We start from the raw sequence: 20,524 nt of genomic DNA on the forward strand, positions 1-20,524 counted from the left end.
TATTATTTTTTAAGTTTAATATTTATAAAAATTTTTAACTTTAAAAATTTATAAGTTCAATTTAATTTTTTCCACAAAAAAAAGATCCCATTTTCATGAGATCTTTTCTAATTTAGATTTTACATTTGTCTAAGTTTCTTTAAAATAATTTTTTGTTCAACACTTGCAACAATTCTTCTTGTGTATTCTACTGTATCTGGATTTACTGACATTGAAGTGATTCCACATTCAACTAAAAATTCTGCAAGTTCTGGATATTGGCTTGGTCCTTGTCCACAAATTGAGCAAGTGATTCCCTTTTTGTTGGCTGCATCAATAATTGTCTTTAGTGCAATTTTAACTGCGTCATTTCTTTCGTCAAAGTATCCCATATTATTTAGAACACCTGAATCTCTGTCTGCTCCCATTACAAGTTGTGTTAAGTCATTTGATCCAATGGAGAATCCGTCAACTAATTCTGCAAATTCTTCAGCTTGAAGAACTACTGCTGGCACTTCTGCCATGATCCAAATCTTAAAGTTTTTAGATTGAACAAGTCCTTCTTCAGCCATTATTCCCTTAACAACTTTAAGTTCTTCAGGAGTTCTAACGAATGGAAGCATTACAATTACATTTGTAAGTCCATATTCTTCTCTAACTTTTTTTATTGCACGACATTCTAGTCTAAAGCCTTCTTCATATTCTGGAGAAATATATCTTGAAACACCTCTCCAACCAATCATTGGATTTGCCTCAATTGGCTCAACTTCGTCGCCACCTTTAAGACCTCTAAATTCATTTGTTCTAAAATCTGAAGTTCTTACAACTAAATTCTTTGGATAAATTGCTTGAGCAACTTTAGAAATTCCTTCAGCAAGTTTATCTATCATTAAGTCGCCTTGGCCTGTTTTTACTAAATACATTGGGTGAGCACCAATCATATTTGTGAAAATAAATTCAGTTCTCATAAGTCCAATGCCGTCCATTGGAAGATTTTTATATTTTTCAATTAATTCTGGTTCGCCAAGGTTCATGTAAATTTTTGTTGCAGTTGTTGGTGCAAATAAATTTCTAAGTTCATCTAAGTTGGCAATACTTGAAACATTTGGTGAATCAGGAGATTTTTTTTCTTCTTTTTCCTTTAGAACTTCGCCTTCGTAAACAATTCCTCTTACTGCATCAACTGTTACAGTGTCGCCAGTTTTTAATGTTTTTGTTGCAGTTTTTGCTCCAACTATACATGGAATTTGTAATTCTCTTGAAACTATAGCTGCGTGACAAGTTCTTCCACCTTCGTCAGTTACAACTCCAGCACATTTTCTCATTGCAGGAACCATATCTGGGTTAGTCATTGCAGTTACAAGTACATCTCCTTCTTCAACAAGGTTGATTTCTGAAATGTCTTTAATTAATTTTACTTTACCTCTGCCAATTCCCGGAGAAGCAGGAAGTCCCTTAACAAGAGTTATTAATTTTTCTTCTTTTTCTTCTTTGTCGCCAAGAGTTGTAATAGGTCTTGATTGTAAGAAATAAAATTCCTTAGTGTCTCTATCAAATCCCCATTCAGTATCTTGAACTGAACCATAAAGTTTTTCAACTTTAAGTCCTCTTTCAACAAGAGTGTCTAATTCTTTAGGAGAAAGTGCTTCAGCTTTAACTGCATCTTTACCTAAAATATCTTTTACATTAACTACTCTAGTTCCAACACCATTTTCATTTTTAATTACCATGTATTCTTTTTCGGCAATATTTTTTTCAATGACTTTTTTAGTTTTTTTGTCGATAATATATTCATCAGGAGTTACAATTCCGGAAACAACAGCTTCGCCAAGTCCGTAACTTGCGTTAATCATCATTTCATCTTTGCTATTATTAATTGGGTTTGCTGTAAACATTACTCCAGACTTTTCAGAGTTAACCATTTTTTGAATTACAACTGAAAGAGCAACATCAAAATGATCGTAATTTTGTTTTTCTCTATAATAAATTGCCCTTGAAGTCCAAAGTGAAGCGAAACAATCTCTAATATGATTTAAAAGTTCTTCTTCGCCAGAAATGTGTAAGTAAGTATCTTGTTGTCCTGCAAAGGATGCATCAGGTAAATCTTCTGCAGTGGCTGAAGATCTAACTGCAACTTCAGGATCTTTTACTCCAATATTTTCAGAAAATTCTCTATATGCAGATAAAATTTCTTCTTTTAATTCTGGGTCAAATTCTTTTTCTTTAATTTTCTTTTGAATTTCCTTTGAAGCATTAGTAAGTTCATCAACATCTTCAACATCTACAGCTTCCATTAAAAATTTTACAACTTCATCAAGTTCTGCATATTTAATAAATTTTGTATAGCCACTAGCTGTTACACAAAATCCTGGAGGCACAGGTAGACCAAAACTAGTTAATTCACCTAAATTTGCTCCCTTTCCTCCAACAATTCCTACATCTTCTTTGCCAATTTCATCAAACCATTTAATATAATTATACTTAGACATAAACTCCTCCTTATTTGCTAAAAATATTATAACACATTAATTATATATGTCACACTATTTTTTTAAAGATTTTCTAAGTTCATCAATGGACATTGTAGATACATGATCTCTATCTATTTTAAGTTCATCAACGAGGCTATAAATTTCTTCCATACTTGGTGCCTCAATTTCCACATAAGGCTTTGGATAAGTATCTTCATCCCAAGTGTCAATGTCAATTACAAGGGAATTTAAACTGTATTTTTTTCTATTTTTATATCCCTTGTGAAATTTATCGTAGCCAAGACATTTTAAAATATTTATTAAATCTTCCACACTATTTATTTCAGTAGTATGCTCTATATTATCTCTAACCTTTATGTCAGAAATATTTTCTTTAAAAGTAAAATATTTTTTTTCTTGGCCCTCAGATTTTGCAATTCTTATTCTAAGATAGCCTTGCTTCTTATAAATTTTATGGGCAGTTGAATTAATTGTTATATTGATTTGATCTTCTTCTTTAACAAAAATAGCTCCTAGAGACTTTATTTTTTCTTCAAAATCTTTAATGTCAATATCAAGAAGTTTAACTTCAATTTCTCTTTCCATTAGTCCTCCAAAATTTTTTTTAATTTAAAATCTAAGTAATCACTTGCAACAAATTCATATTCAACTCCCAATAAATCTCCCTCATAGGAATACTTGTGACCCTTGCCATGTAAGTGACCGTAAACACATTTTTCTACATGATAACCTGCTAAGGTCTCTGAAAACTCATTAGGGCCTAAGTCTTGATTAAAGGGTGGATAGTGAATCATTGCAATTATTTTTTTATTTACACAGGAATCCAGAGAATTTTTTAGTCTCTGAACTTCTCTCAAATATATTTTCTCATCATCTTCCGAAAATTCAAAAGAATCACGAGAAGCCCAACCTCTCGTGCCACAAATGGAATAATCTTTGTATTCAAAGGAGTTGTTGTGCAAAAAGTGAATAGTCTTTAAATCTAAATTGTTCATTTTATTTAAGGAAGACCACCAATAATCGTGATTACCCTTAGAAATTATTTTTGTACCTGGAAGTTTATCAATTCTCATTAGATCTTGAACTGCTGTATCTAATTTTAATGCCCAAGAAATATCTCCAGGTAGGAGGACTAAATCTTCATCACTAACAACTTTTTTCCAGTTTTCAATTATTTTTTCTTCATGATTTTCCCAGTTGTCTCCAAAAATATTCATAGGCTTTTCTTCTGTATAATCGAAATGAAGATCTCCTATTGCGTATATCATATACACCTCAAAGTCTAATTAATTTATACGTCGAATTATTCTTATCTAAAATTTCTTTTTCCCTATTTGAGCTTGAAAAAATTAATACCTGCTCTTCTTCTAATAAAACTTCTAGAGTATTTTTCAGTCTTTCATCATCATAGGAATCAAAATGGCTATCAAGCACAAGGGGGATTTTTTTGTCTGTAATTATTTTTGAAATAGAAAGTCTAAAGGCAAGATAAATTTGATCTATTGTGCCAAGACTTAAACTATCTAAATCTACATAATCATCTATGTTTTTATCATATACCTTTATGTCAAATCTGTCATCAATTAAAATTTCGCTGTATTTAGATTTTGTCATCTTATCTAAATAATTTGAAATATTATTTTTTAAAATAGGAAGAGTGTCCCTTCTTCTAAGCTTAATAAAAGCTTCAAATTTTTCTATGGAAAGATCAAGTAAATCTCTTTTATACTCGAGTTTTTTTAATTTATCTTTTAACTCAAAGGATTTTTCCTCTAAAATTCTAAGCTTTTCTAAAGATTCTTCTTGAGTCCTTAAAATTCCATCTAAGTTTGAGACCTCTATTGTAAGCTCTTTAATTTTTTTTGAAATATTTTCCAATGACTCTTCTCTATAAATTTCACCACTTAGATTTTCTTTTTCAAGCTCATCAATTCTATATTTGTATTCACTTGTCTTGTCCTTGTTAGAGTCTTTAAGTTCATAAAATAAATTTTTTAGTTCTTTTATATTTTTTACTCTATATTTTTCAAGAATTTTAAGAAGTTCATCTTCAAGACTAGATATTTTTTCTTTAGTTGTCTCTATTTCAAGATGATTTTTTTCTTTCCAATTTTCATTGTACTCATTTTTTGAAACATTTTTTAAATTTTCCTCTTTTCTCTCATCTAAAATTTCTGATAAAGCCTTTACGTCATTTACATTATATTTTTCAAAAAGCTCTTCAAAATCCTGGTCAAATTCTTTCTTTTTTATGGTTTTATCCAAAGATTTTTTCTTAAAATCTACTAGTTTGTTTTTAAGACGGTTTAAAAGGTCTTTATTTTCTATAAATTTTACAATCCTAAAGTAAGAGTAAGTAAAAAATAAGATTGAAAAAATTATTAAAAAATATTTTTTAAAATAAAATGCCAGAAAAATAAAGGCTCCACCTGCAAGAAGGGAGAAAAATATCTTTAAAGAGTATTTAAATACAACTTTTTCTATATTTTTTATGTCGGCAGATATTATCTCAATTTCTTTTGAATAATTATTTTCATTTAAAAGCCTAATTTCCTCTCTTATCTCTTTAAATTTCTTATAATCTTTTTCTACTTCTTCGTCAATTTCAAAAATATTTTCTTCCTTTGAAAGTAAATCATCAAGCTTACTAGAATATAGTCCACTAGTTCTATTTATTTCAATTGCCCTTTCAAAATCTGCAAAATCAAAATTCTCATCTTGCTTTGCCTTTTCATCTTGAATTTCTTTTAATTTTCTTTTTAATTCTCCTAGTTCAAAAAGTTTTCTTCCTCTTAATTTATCTTTAAAATTTTTTAATTTTTCCTCAGTTTCTTTATATTTTTCTGCAACTTTTTCATAATTTTCTCTTAAGTTAACAAAATTTAATCTTTCAGATGCTAATTTATCAAGTTCTGTATAAATTCTTCCAATTTCAGAATTTTTTCGCCTCTTATTCCCCAAATCATCTAAGTCTTTATTCATTTTTTCCAATACCTTAGTCAAATCAATATTTTCATCTTGAGATACAGAAAAATTATCTATTTTATTTTTTAAATCTTCTGCAGCATCTTCTTCAATTTGAGAAAGTCTTTGAGAAATAAAAAAGCTGGATTTATAAAGTTTTCTACTTATTTCAAAAAATAAAAAGCCAGGCTGGGCAATTCTCGACTTTAAAAAATTCCTCTCATCCTTAGAAAGATCTTCTCCATTTTCTGTATTTAAAATAGAAATCTCATCCCTGTCAAAATCTCGACTAAGCCTATAATTTTTACCATCATAATTTAAAATTATATAGCCTTTATATAAACTTGAAGACCAAGGTCTTGATTTTTCAAAAATATCGTCACGAATTTTCCTAGCAAGGGAGTCTCTGCTAAATCCGTAAAAAATTCCATCAATAAAATTTACAATAGTGGATTTTCCACCTTCATTTTCTCCAAAAATTATATTAAGACCACTATCAAGTTCTATTATTTTATTTTCAAATTTTCCAAAATTTAAAATTCCAAGTTCTTTAAATATCATAATATTGCTCCAAAATGTAATCTTTACATAATTCCCTTGCATCCCTTTCTTTTTCATCATTAGAAAAGCTAGCTAGTAAATCTAAAATATATTTGTCTTTAATTTCAAAATCATCTTCAAGGGTTTGTATAAGTTCATTATTTATTTCAAAATAAAAAGCTAATAAGTTCTCTTTTAAAAATCTTTCAATTTCTATTTTGTGGGGACTCTTTCCCCTTAGACTTATCCTATAGAGATTATCCTCTTTTATTTTATCTTGAATATTATTTAAAATTTCAGAAAAGGTCATATGAGAATCTATTTTTACATCAAGATTTACAAATTCTCTCTTTGAAAAATTTTTAAACTCAATAGTTTTTTTCTCATCATCTAAGAATATTATTCCTCTTTCCCCTTCATCTTTAAAGGAAAGTGGAATAAGGGACCCAGAATAATAGGCATTATTAGAGACTTTTCCCCTTTTGTGAATATGACCAAGTGCAAGATAATTAAATTCTCTCATAAAATTTTCATCAAGGGGCATATATCTTTTGTCCTTTAAGTCGGAGTGAAATAAACCAATATTTATAAAACTTTTGTCTAATTTTACCTGGCTAAAATCTTTTTTAAAACTAAAATTGTCGTAGGATATTCCATAAATTCGAGTTTTTAAGTCACTTAATTCATAAAAATCAAGTTCATTTTTAAATATATATAAATTTTCTGGCAAACTTACCTTTAAAAATAAATTATCCTTAGAAAGATAATCATGGTTTCCAAAAACTAGGAAGACCTTAGCTTTTATGCCTTGGATTATATCCAATAATCTTTTTAAGTCTTTTAGGTTAAAAAATTCCCTCTCAAATAAATCTCCAGCAATTAAAAAAATATCCGCCTCAACCTCATTTGAAAAGTCTGCTAAATCTTTTAAGGCAGACCAAGTATCCTCTAAAAGTTTATTTGTAACATCAAGAGGTAATCTTCCCCTATAAAATTTTTTTAAATGTAAATCACTTGCGTGAATTATTTTCATTTTATCACCAAAATAATTATATCACAGTTTAAAATTAAAAAAGAGCTTCACTAGTGAAGCTCCTCTATTAGATAATTAATTTTTGTAGAGTTTTAAATTCATCTGTTCCTGCAATGCCTGCAAGGTCGAATAAAACTGTTTCTGTGTTTGTTATAACTGCACCCATTTCTCTAAGTAGTTCCATGCCATTTTTTGAATTTTTTTCTGTCCTTGACCCAAGTGCATCTTCGACAATAAAAACTTCAAATCCTGCTTCTAAAAGTGATCTTACAGTTTGGAAAACGCAGATATGTGTTTCCATGCCGCAGATAATAATTTGTTTTTTCCCAAGTCTATCAATTTCTTTTTTAATTTCTTCATCGCCATAGGAATTAAAAGTAAGTTTTCCAAATTCTTTTTTGTCCTTAAAGGGAGCTTTTACTTCTTCATTAGTATATCCTAATCCCTTAGGATATTGCACAGTATAAATTACTTCTGAACCAATAATACTTGCAACTTTTGCCATAATTGTAGAATTTTTTACAATTTCTTCCTTGTTATACATTGCCTTTAAAAGTTTATCTTGAATGTCAATAAAGGCAAAAAGTACATGATCTCTATTTAAGTGAAAATTCTTCATTTATCCTCCTCTTAAATTTCTTCAACTTCAACGCTATTCATAATTTTTTTAATAGTGCTCATGTCAATTTTATCTTTTTCAACAAAATTTTCCCACACTCCACAGGATATTGCAAGCTTAATTGAAGTGATAAAATCATAATCTCTATCAATAGCCATTGCAAGGCCTGCAAGGGAAAGCTCTGTGTCAAATTTTTCTGTTATTTCATTTCTTTCAAGTTTCTTTTTATTTACATAGGCTCTGTAATTTTTTTCTTCTGTGGAAATAATTGTGGCTCTCTTGCTGTTTACAAAAACAATTTTACTTCCAGCTTGAATAAATTTCTTGTTGAATTCAATAACTTCGCCAGTATAATTTATCTTTTTCTCTTTTTCAATATCATTTTTGTCAAACATTAGAATATAAGGATTAGTCTTTTCCATTGTGTCGAGATTTTTTGGATTTACAGCAACTTTCAAATTATTTTTGTAGCATATTTTAATTAATTTTTCATAAATGTCATCTTCAATCCCAAACAAATCAATTTTTGGAATAACAGCAATTTTTTTGTTATAAAGGGCCCTTTCAAAGGAATTTAAGATGTCGTTTCTATCTTCCATAGTTATTCTTGGGTCTTGAGTTCTATAATCTTTTACAGTTTCTTCACCCCTTATTATAACTTCCTCAACATTTTCATCTTTAAGGGCAGTATAATTTACATCAATGCCAAGTCTAGATAAGCTTAGAGCAATTTCTCTGCCCTTAGAACCTCCCTTTAACATAAAAACTTCTGAATCCCCGCCAAGTTTTTTGGCAAAAAGAGACATGTATAGACCCTTACCGCTGGGATAAATTTTTGAGTTTTCAATTATATTTTCAGTTTCACTATCTAATTTGTATTCTCTTATAATTTTGGGATTAAAATCACAAAATAGTATCATTAAATCACCTACTTCCCTCAATTTTTTCCATTATTTCTTCTTTCATTGCACTTATTTTTTTCTTAGCTTCATCTTTATCTTCTGAAACTGCATAGGCATAAATTTTTAATTTTGGTTCTGTTCCTGATGGTCTAAGGGCAAACCATGTTTCTTCTCCAAAATAAAATTTTAAAAGATCTTGTGGATTTTCTTCATCTTCTATAAAATCAACTTTTTTCTTTAGCTCTCCAATTTTTTCAAAGCTTTCGATTTCTCTAAAGTCATCCATAATTTTTTTCATAGTTTCTTTTCCATCTTTGCCTTCAAAATAAACTGAGTCTAGGAATTCTTCAAAGTATCCATATTTTTTATAAATTTCTTCAATATAATCTTTTATTTTTAAGTTTCTCTTTTTAAGATAGCCAGCCATTTCCGCTACAATCATTGAAGTTCCAATGGCATCCTTGTCTCTTATATGATTACCAATTACATAACCAATAGACTCTTCATAGCCAAATATAAATTTCTTTTCCTTGCTCTCATCCCAAATATTTGGAAGATTGCAAATATTTTTAAATCCAGTTAAAGTTTCAAAAACTTCTACCCCATAATCCTCTGCGATTTTTTTTATTAAATCAGCAGTAACAAGAGTTTTAACTATTGCACCATTTTCTATTTTTTTATCCTTAATTCTTTCCAAAATAAAGTTTCCAAGGATAAATCCCATTTGATTTCCAGAGATTCTTAAAATATCCTCGCCCATTTCCATAACAGCTACCCTATCTGAATCAGGATCAGTTGCAATGATTATGTCGGCATTTTCTTTTTTTGCAAGTTCAAGTGCCTTATCAAAGGCCCTAGCATCTTCTGGGTTTGGATTTGTCACATTAGTGAAATCTCCATCTGGATTTTCTTGCTCAGGCACTACATAAACATTTTTAAATCCTCGAAAGGCTAAAATATTTCTCACGAATTTATTGCCGCAGCCACTTAGTGGTGTATAGACAATTTTTATTTCCTTATCTACATCATCAGTTAGACTTTCTTTTAAGGTATTTCTGTAAAAAGATTTTGTAACCCTTTCACCTAAAAATTTAATATTTTCATATTCGCCTAATTTTTTTAGGCTAGAAAAATCAAAATCTAAGATGTCAATTTTTTGTGACTCAGCTTCCATTTTATCAGCAATATCAGATAAAATTTGTGAGCCCTTTTCCCAGTAAAGTTTAAAGCCATTGTAATTTTTTGGATTGTGAGAAGCAGTTATCATAATACCTGAAATAGTTTTTAAGTATCTTATTGAATAGGCAAGAAGTGGCGTTGGAGTAATTCCTGGAAAAAGATAAACCTTAATTCCCTTTTCTGCTAAAATTTCTGCAGTTAAGATAGAAAATTCATAGGAATAATGTCTTATGTCACGACCAATGACAACTCCTTTTTTCTTAGCATCTTCGCCAAGACTTTCAATTAAATTCGAAAGAGCAAGAGCTGTCCTTCCTACAGTTAAATAATTCATGCGATTTGTACCTGCACCTAAAATTCCGCGAAGTCCTGCAGTGCCAAATTCTAAATCCTTATAAAATCTGTCTTCAATTTCTTCTTCATTATCCTTAATATTTAAAAGTTCTTTTTTTAAATTTTCATCTAAAATTTCACTTGCAAGCCATTTTTCATAAATATCTCTGTACATACTTACTCCTTTTTAATATCAGAAAATTCTCCATCAAGAGCAGAAATTAATTCCTTTGGATTTACTTTTATTTGCATGCCAACTTTTCCTCCACTTACATAAAAGAAGTCTAAGTCCTCTGCTGATGAATCGATAAAAGTTTTAAAAGATTTTTTCATGCCAACAGGAGAACAACCTCCATGAACATAACCAGTTAGTGGAAGAAGTTTTTTTTGTGGAATCATTTCAATTTTTTTAGAATTTGATGCCTTTGCTGCCTTTTTTAAGTCAAGTTCACTGGAAACAGGAACCACAAAGACGAAATGCTCGCTATCTTTTGCTTCTGTCACAAGAGTTTTAAAAACCCTATTTTTATCTTCACCTAACTTTTCTGCAACGTCAACTCCACCAATTCCATCCTTGGTTGAGTATTCGATTATTTCAAAATTTATATTCTCGCTTTCAAGAATTCTCATTGCATTTGTTTTTTTCATAAAATCACCTTTTCATCTACTTTAATTTTACAACAAAAAAGAATTTTCTTCATCTATTTAATCTTCTTCTTTAGCAAATTAAAAAAGACTGGTCTCACCAGTCTTTTAAAATCCATAAATTTTTAATTTTTCTTGAATTTTTCTTGTCTTGTCCCTGCCAGTAAATTTTATCTCGTCGATTGCTTTGACATTTCTCACGCCCATTAATGAATTTGAAATAAAACATTCATCAAAACTAGCTAAATCTTTGGCATTAATTATTTCTTCAACAATTTCAAAATTTTTAAGGAGAAAATCTCTCATAGTTCCCCTTAAAAGTCCTGAAGAAATTTCTGGAGTATAGATTTTATCCTCTCTTACGAAGAAAATATTTGCAAAGGAAGTTTCACAGACTTCATTTCTTTCATTTAAAAAAAGAGCAGAATCAAAACCATTTTCCACAGCCCACCTGTGTTCCAAAATATTTTCATAATAGCAAAGGCTCTTATGATAGATGATTTTTGAAGAGCTATTTCTTCTTACAGGTGAAATTTTTAAGCTGAAGCCTTTATTTTCATCTCTATAACTATCTTTTCTACCTGTCAAAATAAAATTTTCATCAGAAACTATTAGTTTTAAGGCAAAATCTTTTTCTTCAGAATTTTTTATATAGTCATAAATTTTTTCTTCCTTTATTTCTTTTTCAATGCCAAAAAATTTTAAAGATTTTTTTAATCTATCTAAATGTTCTCTTAAAAAGAGAGGGTCACCCTTTACTACTTTTATAGTTTCAAAGGCGCCCTTTCCAAAAGAAAATCCATCATCAAATTCTATTTCCATTAAATTCTCCTAGAATTTTTGTAATTTTTTTATAAGCTTCATAATCAATAGTTTGTGGGCCGTCACTTTTTGCCATGTCTGGATTTTCGTGAACTTCTATCATCACACCATCAAGTCCAAGAGCAAGAGTGGCTTTAACCATTGGCTCAATTAATTCTCTTTTTCCTGTTCCGTGGCTTGGGTCAATAATAACTGGATAGCCTGTTTTTTCTTTTATATAATAAGCTCCAGCAAAGTCAAGGGTGTTTCTAAGTTCTGTTTCAAAAGTCCTTATGCCTCTTTCGCAAAAAATTATATTATGATTTCCCTCTACTTCAATATATTTTGCAGCCATTTCCCATTCTCTAAGATTTGCAGAAAAACTTCTCTTTAAAATTATTGGCTTATTAGTTTTACCAACTTTTTTTAAAAGAGCATAATTATACATATTTCGTGATCCAATTTGAAAGGCATCTACATAGTCCTTCATGGCGTCAACATGGTCTTCACTTAAAACTTCTGTAACTATAGGAAGATTTGTCATATCTGATGCTTCCTTTAAATATTTTAATCCTTCAAAGCCAAGTCCTTGAAAGTCAAAGGGACTTGTTCTTGGTTTAAAGGCTCCACCGCGAAGAATATCTATGCCCATTTCTTTTAAGGCTTTTGCTTCCTCAATAATGTGTTCTCGAGATTCAATGGAGCAGGGTCCAGCAATAATAATTGGCTTGCCAGAACCTAGCTTGACATCTCTAATTTTTACAATTTTTCCTTTACTCATTTCATTCATTATCCTTTGCTTCCCTCAATATCTATGTCATTAAAATTATTGTAATAAGCTTGCAGTGCCAGTAGAGATCCCTTTGCCTTTAAGACAATTTCGTCAAATTCTTCTTCTGCATCAGATAAAAGAATTATAGCTCCTCCTACTCCTATTGTCGCCTTATCTTCTTCTATTAAAGCAGTTCTAATTACAATATTAAAATCAATTGTAGAATTATTTGATATAAATCCAATTGTTCCTGAATAAACTCCTCGAGGATAATTTTCTAACTGGTCAATGATTTCCAGTGTACGTTTTTTTGGCGCACCTGTCATGGAACCACCTGGAAAAGTTTTTTTCAAGACATCCATTATATCCACATCATCTTTAATTTTTCCAGAAACTGTAGTTACAAGTTGATGAAGAGTTTTATAAGTCTCTACATCCATTAATTTTGGCACCTTTACAGTTCCAATTTCACAAAATTTACCCAGGTCATTTCTAAGTAAATCTACAATCATTAAATTTTCAGATTTTGTCTTTTCTTCATTTCTAAGTTCATCAATAAGTTTTTGATCTTCTTCTAAGCTATCTCCTCTTCTAATAGTACCCTTTATTGGCTTTGTCGTCACAATTTTATTTTTATCCACTTTTAAAAATCTTTCCATGGAAGATGAGGCAATTTTTATCTCATCTAAGGGCAAGAAGGCAGAATATTGTCCAGGACTTTTTTCTCTTAGCTTCATATAATATTTTTTAGCATCTAATTTATCAAAAATATCTAGTCTATTTGTTAGACAAACTTCATAAGTTTCTCCCTGGCATATTAAGTCTTTGATCTTTTCTATATCATTTATATAAGTTTTTTTGTCCTTCATAAATTTTAATTTTGGAAAATCTTTTTTACTAGCCTCTTCATTATTTTCTTCAAAATTCTTCTCCAAAATGTTTTTTATGTCTTTTACCCAATCTTTGTCATCTGCCATAGATAAAATATAGAGTTTTTCTTCTTTGTGGTCGTATACAAGTGCCCTGTCGCAATATTTAAAATAGGCATCAGGAAAATCGTAGGAAAATTTATTTGTGACATTTTCTGTATCTTTTTTTAATTCGTAACCCAAATATCCAATATAGCCCAACTGAAAATCAAAGGGAAGTGCTTCATTATATGTCCATTTTTTTCTATTTTTCTTTAAGAAATCAAAAATATTTTCTTTGTCATTTTCTTTTTTTCTTCCATCAAGAAAATATTTTTCTACAAGATTTTTGTCTACATCATACTTTATTGTGTGAGCCTTTGTACTTTGCAAGCCAAAAATTGAAAATCTTGAAAGGCCTTCTTCCACCTTGCTGGAGTCAAGCCAAAGAGCTTTATGGTCATACTTATAAAGTTTTTCATAAATATTTTTTGTATCAAAACTTTTCTCAATTATTTCATAATAAAGTTGGTATTCCTTATAAAATTCTCTGCAAATATTTATAAAATTTTCAATTAGTTTTTCTCCACATTCACTTGCAATAGATTCTGGATGAAATTGCAGACCATAAATTGGCTTAGTCTTGTGAGAAATTGCCATTACAACTCCATCTTCCGTTCTTGCATCAATATTTATATTTTGAAGTTCCTTGTCTTCGCAAGTTAGTGAGTGATATCTTGTGACTTTAAAATTATTTTTTATTCCCTTAAATAAATTTTTACCATTATGAATAATTTCGCTTTGCCTTCCGTGCATGGGTTCACTTGCCCTTAAAATTTTGCCACCATTATAATAATAAATTCCCTGATGACCTAGGCAAATCCCTAAAATTGGCTTATTTAATTTTTCTATTATGTCTTTACAAACACCAAAATCCTTCTCTTTTTCTGGGCTACCAGGACCTGGAGATAAAATTACATTGTCAAAGTCTAAATCTAAAATTTCTTGGTAAGTCAATTCATCATTTTTAATTACAAGAGGTTCAATACCACTGACTTTTCCAATTAATTGAAAAAGGTTATAAGTATAGGAATCGTAGTTGTCAATTATAAGTGATTTCATTTTTGCTCCTTTAAATAGTTTTTTAGATATATTATTGCCTTTGTGTAGCCTTCAATTCCATAGCCTTCAAAAAACTTTAAGGAATAATTTCTAATAAAATTTACTTGTCTAAAATCTTCACGCTCTGAAACTTTCGAAATGTGAACTTCAACTGTGGGGATATTCACCGCCTTTAGGGAATCTAAAATTGCCACGCTAGTGTGAGTGTAGGCAGCTGGGTTGATAACAATGCCGTCTACTTTTTTGTAGACACTTTGAATTTTATCCACGATGTCACCTTCGTGATTTGATTGAAATTCTTCTATTTCAATATTTTCCTCAGCTGCTACTTTATCTATTAAGTTTAACAAATTTTCGTAAGTATCCCTGCCATAGATATTTACTTCGCGAATGCCCAGCATATTTATATTTGGACCATTAATTACTAGAATTTTCATAGTTCTTTATTTCCTCCAGAATTTTTTCCAAAGTCTTTTCCTCATCTTCAATAACTTTTATTTTTATGTGAGAAATTTCTTGGTAAATTTTATTTCTCTCTCCATACATTTTTTCTAGGGTCTCTAAATCTTTTGAGAGAGGTCTTCCCTCAGTTTCAAGATGTTTTATATCTCTATCTAAATAAATTACAAGTGAATTTTGTAAAATTAAATCTCTATTTATTTCTTTTAGTGGAGTGCCGCCACCAGTGGCAATTATTACTCCAGTTTTTTTGGAAACATCTTCTAGCACCCTTGTCTCAAGGTCCCTAAAATATTTTTCGCCCTTCTTATCAAAAATTTCTGGAATATTTCCTTCCCTTTCCTCGATTAATTTATCTGTGTCAAAGTATTCTCTCTTTAATTTTTCTGACAAGAGTCTTGCCATTGTAGTCTTGCCACAGGAAGGCATGCCCACAAAAGCAATATTATCCATGTCAATTTTTATTTTAAAATAGATTTTTTCAATTAAAGACTCATCTAATTTTTCATCTAAAAAAAGTTCTGCCGCAAAAAAAGCTTGCGCAACTAGCATTAAAAGTCCATTCATGGTTTTTATGCCAAGCTTCTCCCCGTCTAAAATTAATTTTGTCTTTAGGGGATTATAAATTAAATCTATTGCACTTTCTAAATTTTTAAAGATTTTTATATCCACCTTGCAGTCCATATTATTTGGAAACATGCCCACTGGACTCGCGTTAATTATAATATCAAAATCTTTAAATTTATCTAAATTGTCGTAATTATTTTCGCCACTTCTACTGATGACAACAACACTTTTTGCTCCCTTATCAGCTGCAAGTTTTTGGACCATTTTGCTTGCTCCGCCAGAACCAAGAATTAAAATCTTTTTGTCTTTTAGGTCAATATCAAAATATTTTAAAGAGTAATCAAAGCCAAGATAGTCTGTGTTGTAGCCCTTTAAAATTCCATTTCTATTTATAATTGTATTTACTGCTCCAATTTCTTTAGCAGCAAGATCAACTTGGTCTAAATATTTTATAGAAAGTTCCTTATAGGGAATTGTCACATTTATTCCCCTAAAATTTTTCTTTTTAAAAAAATCTTCAACTTCACTTTCTTTTAAATTTTTTAGATTATAAGCATATTTTCCAAATAATTCATGTATTTCTTTTGATTTGCTGTGGGACAAACTTTGACCTATAAGTCCATACTTAAAATTTTCATCCTTAACTTTTGAAATTATTTTTTTGCTCTCCCTAAAAATTTCACCATAAATTGGCTTTATGGCATCTTTAAATTCTGGGGCAATTTTATTTTCTAAGTTTTTTATAATTTCCCCTTCACGACTAGAATCTTCAGTGTTTAAATTGCTATTTGCCTTAATAATTCCAACTTCCTTGGAGATTTTCATTCGCCTTTCTAAAAGATGGACAATTTTTGAATCTATTTCATCTAAAATTTTTCTTGATTCATCTAAATTTTTCATCCTTCACCTTCCATAACTAAGTCTAAAATTGCAAGTGCAGTAATCATTTCAATGGCAACAAGAGCTCTGGGAACTATTGAAGGATCATGTCTTCCAATAATTTTAAGCTTAACATTTTTTTTATCTTTTAAAGATATTGTATTTTGCGCCTTTGCAATGGAGCTCGTGGACTTCACTGCAGTCCTAAAAATTATTGGCATGCCACTTGAAAGTCCGCCAATAATTCCACCATTATTGTTAGTCCTAGTCTTTACCTCTCCATTTTCGTAATAGTATTCATCGTTGTGGCTGCTTCCGTGCATTTTTGCTGCTTCAAATCCACTGCCAAATTCAATTCCTCTTATTCCAGGAACGGAAAAAACTGCGTGAGAAATTACTGACTCTAGAGAATCAAAAAAAGGCTCGCCAATTCCTTTAGGTATATTTAAAATAAAGGTCTCTACAATTCCACCAATGGAATCTCCAACTTCCTTTGCCCTTAAAATTTCTTCCTGCATTTTTTCCCTTGCTGAATCTTCAAAAACTGGGAAGTCTTCATTTTTTAAATCGTAAAGTTTTTCTTCGCCAATATCATTTAAATTTAAGTCAATATCACTTGCTTGGCCTATTGATTTTATCCTAGAATAAATTTTTATGCCCCTCTTTAAAAGTAAATCTTCAGCAATAGAACCGGCGATTACTATGGGAGCAGTCATTCTGCCAGAAAATTGTCCGCCACCTCTTATATCGTTAAAGCCCTTGAATTTAACATAGGCTGGATAGTCTGCATGAGATGGACGTGGTCTATCCTTTAAATTATCGTAGTCCCTACTCTTTTGGTCTTTGTTTTCGATTATTGCACAGATTGGTGCTCCACAAGTAATGCCATCAACTTCTCCACTCACAATTTTAAAGTCGTCATCTTCCTTTCTTGCAGTGGAAAATTTATTTTTGCCAGGTCTTCTTCTCTCAAGGTTTTTCCTTATTAAATCTTTATTTATTTTATATCCAGCACTTATGCCCTCAATAACAATTCCAAGATCTTCAGAATGTGATTGACCAAATAAAGTTACTTTAAAATTTTTGCCAAAACTATATGACATTTGTCTTACCTCCTAAAGATTTAAAATCACAAAAAAAGTTTTTGTAAGATTTTTCCACGCACTGACTATCATTTATTGTGATTGGACCATCTGCAAAAGTTGCTGCAATAGAAGCAGCCATGGCTATTCTGTGGTCATTATAAGTATTAACTTTTGCAGACTTAAAATTTTTTACTCCCCTAAAGTAAAAGGAGTCTTCAAATAATTTTACCTGAACTCCCAAATTTTCTAGCATGTCAATAGTGCTTTTTACCCTGTCGCTTTCCTTTAGTCTCAACCTTTCTATATTTATAACTTCTGTCTCTGTATTTGAATGTGTTGCAACTATTGATAAAATTGGGACAGCATCAGGCATATTTTTTGCATCTAAAATTACTCTTTTCTTAGCATCATTTATTTTTTTTAGCTGAAACTCATCTTTAGAAATATTATAATACCCCAGGTCTTTTAAAAATTCTAAGGCTTTTTTATCTCCTTGAACTGAATTTTTATTAAGTCCCAGCACTTTTACACCAGCTGCCAAAAAAAATAAAGCATTGCTCCAGTCTTTTTCAACAACATAATTTACCGGAGAAAATTTTCCCTTACAAGTATAAAAATTTTCATTTTCTATAACCTCTACTCCAAAATTTTTCATGACATCAATAGTCATGTCAATATAGGGTTTTGATTCCGTTTCATTTGTTAGCCTTATATTAAAATCTTCCTGACAGTATCCTGATGCAAGCATAAGACCAGAAATAAATTGAGAGCTTATATTTCCTGGAAGAGTAAAACTAAAGTCCTTAAGCTTTCCACTTAAATAAATAAAGTCTCCGTCTTCTCTTATATCAACCCCATGCTTGGGAAATTCCTCGAAATAAACAGAATTAGTTCTCCCAATAAGACTACCCCTCCTTATAACTTTTGCATCAAGTCCAAGCGTGGCTATGACTGGTAGTAAAAACCTAAGAGTACTTCCACTTTCATAGACATCAAGAGTTACTGGTCCTTCAAATTTTTCTGCTGGATTAATATAAAATTTATTCCCATTTCTTTTTACCTTAGTACCAAGACCTTTTATAACATTAAGAGATGATTCAATGTCTTTTGAGAGGTCATGTAACTCTATTACAGACTCTCCCCCTGCTAAGGCTGCACAAAAAATTGCACGATGGGCATAGGATTTTGATGTAATTGCAGAAATTTCTCCAGATAATTTTTTGTTTTCAATAATTCTATTCATTTTCCTTACCTAAATCAATTATTTTTTTTAACTCATCAAAAGTAATTTTTTTACTTATAACCTCGCCTATTTTTACTGGAAGAATTACATTTATAAGATTTTTATTTATTTTTTTGTCGTGCTTTAAAATCCCTAAAATTTCTTCTGTCTCAAAGTCATAAGAAGTTGGAAGATTGTGATTTTTAAAAGCAGAAATTATTTCGCCGGAAAAATCTTCTTCCGCAAGACCCATCTTATAAGCTGCCCTTGCCATATAAATTAGTCCAATTCCAATACTTTCGCCGTGGTTTAATTTATATTTTGAAAGAGATTCTATGCCGTGACCAATAGTGTGACCAAGATTTAACTTTTGTCTCTTGCCCTTGTCCCTTTCATCATCTCTTACAAAGTCCAGCTTAATATTTAAAGATTTGTAAATAATTTTTTCGTAGTCAAGTTTTTTTGCAGACTTTAAATAATCAAAAAATCCCCTATCCCTTAAGACGGAATATTTAAAAATTTCTGCAAGTCCATTGTTAATATTTCTATCGTCAAGACTTTCCAAAAAGCTGTAATCAATGTGGACATATTTTGGAAAATAAAAGGCGCCAATTTGATTTTTTAAGTTCATAAAATTTATGCCATTTTTTCCGCCAACAGAAGAGTCAATCATAGAAAGAAGTGTCGTTGGCACAGAGATAAAATCAATTCCCCTAAGATATGTTGCTGCAACAAAACCAGATATATCGCCAACAACACCGCCACCAAAGGCTATGATTATGTCGCCTCTGTTAAAATTTTTTTCCAATAAAAACTTATTTATATTTATATAATTTTCCATGGACTTGGATTTTTCGCCAGCAGGAAATTTATTAATAAAATAATTTAAGCCATCCATAAGTTTTTTTAATCTTTCACTGTAAATACCAAAGACATTTTCGTCAGTGATGACTAAAAATTTCCCGTCCTTATTTTGATATAAATAATCCCTTAACTTTTTATCATTTTTATAGTCAATATCTATTGTATAATTATTTTCTTTAACTTGAATTTTCATAAAACACTCCTATGCTTTCCTCTCTCTATAATAAAACAAAGATAGCTATAAATAAAGAATCTTCTTATTTTTAAGCTAATATACTTTTTACTTTATCTAAATATCATTGAAAAGTTTTCCTCTTTATATTAAAATTTATTTGAGATATTTATATGAGCTATTATTATAATTATTTGTTTAGACAGCTTTTAATTTTTTAATTGCCATTTTTTCTTGTTATACTAGGAAAAAATTGTTTTTATATTTTTAAAAATTCCTATAAGAAAAAGTATTATATTCTTAAATACCTCTACTTTTTATTTGATAGCTTAATTCTAATTAAGATTATTTATTTTTTAGGAGGGCAGTCATGAATTTATTTAAAAAATTCTTACTTTTAAGTTTATTACTTATTGTATCTCTAATACTGATATTTTCTAATTCAGATAAACTAAATATTCAAAAGGAAAATATAGATATTGAAACTTCTAAAAACAAAATATTAACCTATGATGAAATGTTCAATACTATGCTAGAAGATGGATTTAATGAAAGTGAGATATATTCTATTCTCGGTGGAGATTTTTCAAACAACAATGAATCAGAATTAAAAGATTTTTCTTATACTACATTATCTAAAGTATTGAATGTAAGTCCAGACTATAAACCTACATTAAAATTTTACATTCAAGTTGATTCTCGTCAAGGTGCTTATTATATTAGTAAAATATTAAAGGTTGATATGAGTAGACAATCTAATTCAAAATCAAAAACTTTTGCAGGTAACATATACTATAACTTAGAAACTAACACAAAAATTTATTATTCGATTAGTGGAGACTTCTATAATAACGGTACAATTAGCACTTCTGGTGGAGGAGCTGTTGGTATTGGCGAAAGTGGTAAATTGTATTTTTCCCTAACAGGAGCATCTTCTCATTTTAAATATTTCTATGAAGAAGATTATGCTCACTATTAGTTAAAAAT

The 20,524-nt window shown here is 30.0% G+C and carries 18 protein-coding genes; 1 reads left to right on the top strand and 17 read right to left on the bottom strand.

All coding sequences use genetic code 11. The annotated features are described in order from the left end of the window. Positions 1 to 119: 119 nt before the first annotated feature. From ppsA to aroB, 17 genes are all read right to left on the bottom strand, one after another. Positions 120 to 2,468 carry a phosphoenolpyruvate synthase gene (gene ppsA / locus JOD41_RS01060; protein WP_205051227.1) on the bottom strand — a complete coding sequence of 783 codons (2,349 nt, stop codon included), beginning with the start codon at positions 2,466 to 2,468 and terminating at the stop codon, positions 120 to 122. A 54-nt stretch (positions 2,469 to 2,522) separates the two neighbouring features. After that, positions 2,523 to 3,056: a class IV adenylate cyclase gene (locus tag JOD41_RS01065; RefSeq protein ID WP_205051228.1), complete on the bottom strand. Its 534-nt coding sequence runs from the start codon at positions 3,054 to 3,056 to the stop codon at positions 2,523 to 2,525. Beyond that, positions 3,056 to 3,739 (bottom strand): metallophosphoesterase, encoded by a 684-nt coding sequence (locus JOD41_RS01070; RefSeq protein WP_205051229.1) that lies wholly within the window; start codon positions 3,737 to 3,739, stop codon positions 3,056 to 3,058. Before JOD41_RS01070 ends, JOD41_RS01065 begins: the two co-directional genes overlap by 1 nt. Before the next feature lie 7 nt (positions 3,740 to 3,746). Next, the gene (locus JOD41_RS01075) at positions 3,747 to 5,996 is read right to left on the bottom strand and encodes an ATP-binding protein (protein ID WP_205051230.1); all 2,250 of its coding nucleotides are present in this window, start codon (positions 5,994 to 5,996) and stop codon (positions 3,747 to 3,749) included. Beyond that, entirely contained in the window at positions 5,986 to 7,008 is a 1,023-nt protein-coding gene (locus JOD41_RS01080; protein ID WP_205051231.1) for a metallophosphoesterase family protein, read from the bottom strand. Before JOD41_RS01080 ends, JOD41_RS01075 begins: the two co-directional genes overlap by 11 nt. A gap of 67 nt (positions 7,009 to 7,075) precedes the next feature. After that, a complete protein-coding gene (locus JOD41_RS01085; RefSeq protein ID WP_205051232.1) occupies positions 7,076 to 7,627 on the bottom strand; it encodes an isochorismatase family protein in 552 nt (183 codons plus the stop codon). 11 nt (positions 7,628 to 7,638) lie between these two features. Beyond that, positions 7,639 to 8,547 (bottom strand): 1-phosphofructokinase family hexose kinase, encoded by a 909-nt coding sequence (locus JOD41_RS01090; protein WP_205051233.1) that lies wholly within the window; start codon positions 8,545 to 8,547, stop codon positions 7,639 to 7,641. A gap of 4 nt (positions 8,548 to 8,551) precedes the next feature. Then, positions 8,552 to 10,216, bottom strand: a complete 1,665-nt coding sequence (locus tag JOD41_RS01095; protein WP_205051234.1) for a phospho-sugar mutase — start codon at positions 10,214 to 10,216, stop codon at positions 8,552 to 8,554. 2 nt (positions 10,217 to 10,218) lie between these two features. Continuing rightward, complete coding sequence (gene ybaK / locus JOD41_RS01100) at positions 10,219 to 10,689, bottom strand: Cys-tRNA(Pro) deacylase (protein ID WP_205051235.1); 471 nt, start codon at positions 10,687 to 10,689, stop codon at positions 10,219 to 10,221. 105 nt (positions 10,690 to 10,794) lie between these two features. Next, complete coding sequence (locus tag JOD41_RS01105) at positions 10,795 to 11,508, bottom strand: aminotransferase class IV (protein ID WP_205051236.1); 714 nt, start codon at positions 11,506 to 11,508, stop codon at positions 10,795 to 10,797. Next, entirely contained in the window at positions 11,492 to 12,268 is a 777-nt protein-coding gene (aroF, locus tag JOD41_RS01110; RefSeq protein ID WP_239540831.1) for a 3-deoxy-7-phosphoheptulonate synthase, read from the bottom strand. Before aroF ends, JOD41_RS01105 begins: the two co-directional genes overlap by 17 nt. Before the next feature lie 8 nt (positions 12,269 to 12,276). Further along, a complete protein-coding gene (gene pabB, locus JOD41_RS01115; RefSeq protein ID WP_205051238.1) occupies positions 12,277 to 14,289 on the bottom strand; it encodes an aminodeoxychorismate synthase component I in 2,013 nt (670 codons plus the stop codon). Continuing rightward, a complete protein-coding gene (locus JOD41_RS01120) occupies positions 14,286 to 14,726 on the bottom strand; it encodes a type II 3-dehydroquinate dehydratase (protein WP_205051239.1) in 441 nt (146 codons plus the stop codon). The genes pabB and JOD41_RS01120 overlap by 4 nt, the downstream gene beginning before the upstream one ends. Next, positions 14,707 to 16,215, bottom strand: a complete 1,509-nt coding sequence (locus JOD41_RS01125; RefSeq protein ID WP_205051240.1) for a shikimate kinase — start codon at positions 16,213 to 16,215, stop codon at positions 14,707 to 14,709. The genes JOD41_RS01120 and JOD41_RS01125 overlap by 20 nt, the downstream gene beginning before the upstream one ends. After that, complete coding sequence (gene aroC / locus JOD41_RS01130) at positions 16,212 to 17,297, bottom strand: chorismate synthase (protein ID WP_205051241.1); 1,086 nt, start codon at positions 17,295 to 17,297, stop codon at positions 16,212 to 16,214. The genes JOD41_RS01125 and aroC overlap by 4 nt, the downstream gene beginning before the upstream one ends. Then, positions 17,287 to 18,522, bottom strand: coding sequence for a 3-phosphoshikimate 1-carboxyvinyltransferase (locus tag JOD41_RS01135; protein ID WP_205051242.1), 1,236 nt, complete (start codon positions 18,520 to 18,522; stop codon positions 17,287 to 17,289). The genes aroC and JOD41_RS01135 overlap by 11 nt, the downstream gene beginning before the upstream one ends. After that, complete coding sequence (gene aroB / locus JOD41_RS01140; RefSeq protein WP_205051243.1) at positions 18,515 to 19,558, bottom strand: 3-dehydroquinate synthase; 1,044 nt, start codon at positions 19,556 to 19,558, stop codon at positions 18,515 to 18,517. Before aroB ends, JOD41_RS01135 begins: the two co-directional genes overlap by 8 nt. Before the next feature lie 349 nt (positions 19,559 to 19,907). On the opposite strand from aroB, the gene JOD41_RS01145 reads away from it, so the two are divergent. Beyond that, a complete protein-coding gene (locus JOD41_RS01145; RefSeq protein WP_205051244.1) occupies positions 19,908 to 20,516 on the top strand; it encodes a hypothetical protein in 609 nt (202 codons plus the stop codon). Positions 20,517 to 20,524 lie beyond the last annotated feature (8 nt).

The organism is Peptoniphilus gorbachii, assembly GCF_016908115.1.
GTDB classification, from domain to species: domain Bacteria; phylum Bacillota; class Clostridia; order Tissierellales; family Peptoniphilaceae; genus Peptoniphilus_A; species Peptoniphilus_A gorbachii.

Bases quoted from the DNA above. Each gene is read 5' to 3' on its own strand.
- JOD41_RS01125 (WP_205051240.1), bottom strand. From the start codon at position 16,215: ATGAAAAATTTAGATGAATCAAGAAAAATTTTAGATGAAATAGATTCA.
- ybaK (WP_205051235.1), bottom strand. From the start codon at position 10,689: ATGAAAAAAACAAATGCAATGAGAATTCTTGAAAGCGAGAATATAAAT.
- aroF (WP_239540831.1), bottom strand. From the start codon at position 12,268: ATGAGTAAAGGAAAAATTGTAAAAATTAGAGATGTCAAGCTAGGTTCT.
- JOD41_RS01145 (WP_205051244.1), top strand. From the start codon at position 19,908: ATGAATTTATTTAAAAAATTCTTACTTTTAAGTTTATTACTTATTGTA.
- aroC (WP_205051241.1), bottom strand. From the start codon at position 17,297: ATGTCATATAGTTTTGGCAAAAATTTTAAAGTAACTTTATTTGGTCAA.
- JOD41_RS01065 (WP_205051228.1), bottom strand. From the start codon at position 3,056: ATGGAAAGAGAAATTGAAGTTAAACTTCTTGATATTGACATTAAAGAT.
- ppsA (WP_205051227.1), bottom strand. From the start codon at position 2,468: ATGTCTAAGTATAATTATATTAAATGGTTTGATGAAATTGGCAAAGAA.
- JOD41_RS01085 (WP_205051232.1), bottom strand. From the start codon at position 7,627: ATGAAGAATTTTCACTTAAATAGAGATCATGTACTTTTTGCCTTTATT.
- JOD41_RS01095 (WP_205051234.1), bottom strand. From the start codon at position 10,216: ATGTACAGAGATATTTATGAAAAATGGCTTGCAAGTGAAATTTTAGAT.
- pabB (WP_205051238.1), bottom strand. From the start codon at position 14,289: ATGAAATCACTTATAATTGACAACTACGATTCCTATACTTATAACCTT.
- JOD41_RS01070 (WP_205051229.1), bottom strand. From the start codon at position 3,739: ATGATATACGCAATAGGAGATCTTCATTTCGATTATACAGAAGAAAAG.
- JOD41_RS01075 (WP_205051230.1), bottom strand. From the start codon at position 5,996: ATGATATTTAAAGAACTTGGAATTTTAAATTTTGGAAAATTTGAAAAT.
- JOD41_RS01080 (WP_205051231.1), bottom strand. From the start codon at position 7,008: ATGAAAATAATTCACGCAAGTGATTTACATTTAAAAAAATTTTATAGG.
- JOD41_RS01105 (WP_205051236.1), bottom strand. From the start codon at position 11,508: ATGGAAATAGAATTTGATGATGGATTTTCTTTTGGAAAGGGCGCCTTT.
- JOD41_RS01090 (WP_205051233.1), bottom strand. From the start codon at position 8,547: ATGATACTATTTTGTGATTTTAATCCCAAAATTATAAGAGAATACAAA.
- aroB (WP_205051243.1), bottom strand. From the start codon at position 19,558: ATGAAAATTCAAGTTAAAGAAAATAATTATACAATAGATATTGACTAT.
- JOD41_RS01135 (WP_205051242.1), bottom strand. From the start codon at position 18,522: ATGAATAGAATTATTGAAAACAAAAAATTATCTGGAGAAATTTCTGCA.
- JOD41_RS01120 (WP_205051239.1), bottom strand. From the start codon at position 14,726: ATGAAAATTCTAGTAATTAATGGTCCAAATATAAATATGCTGGGCATT.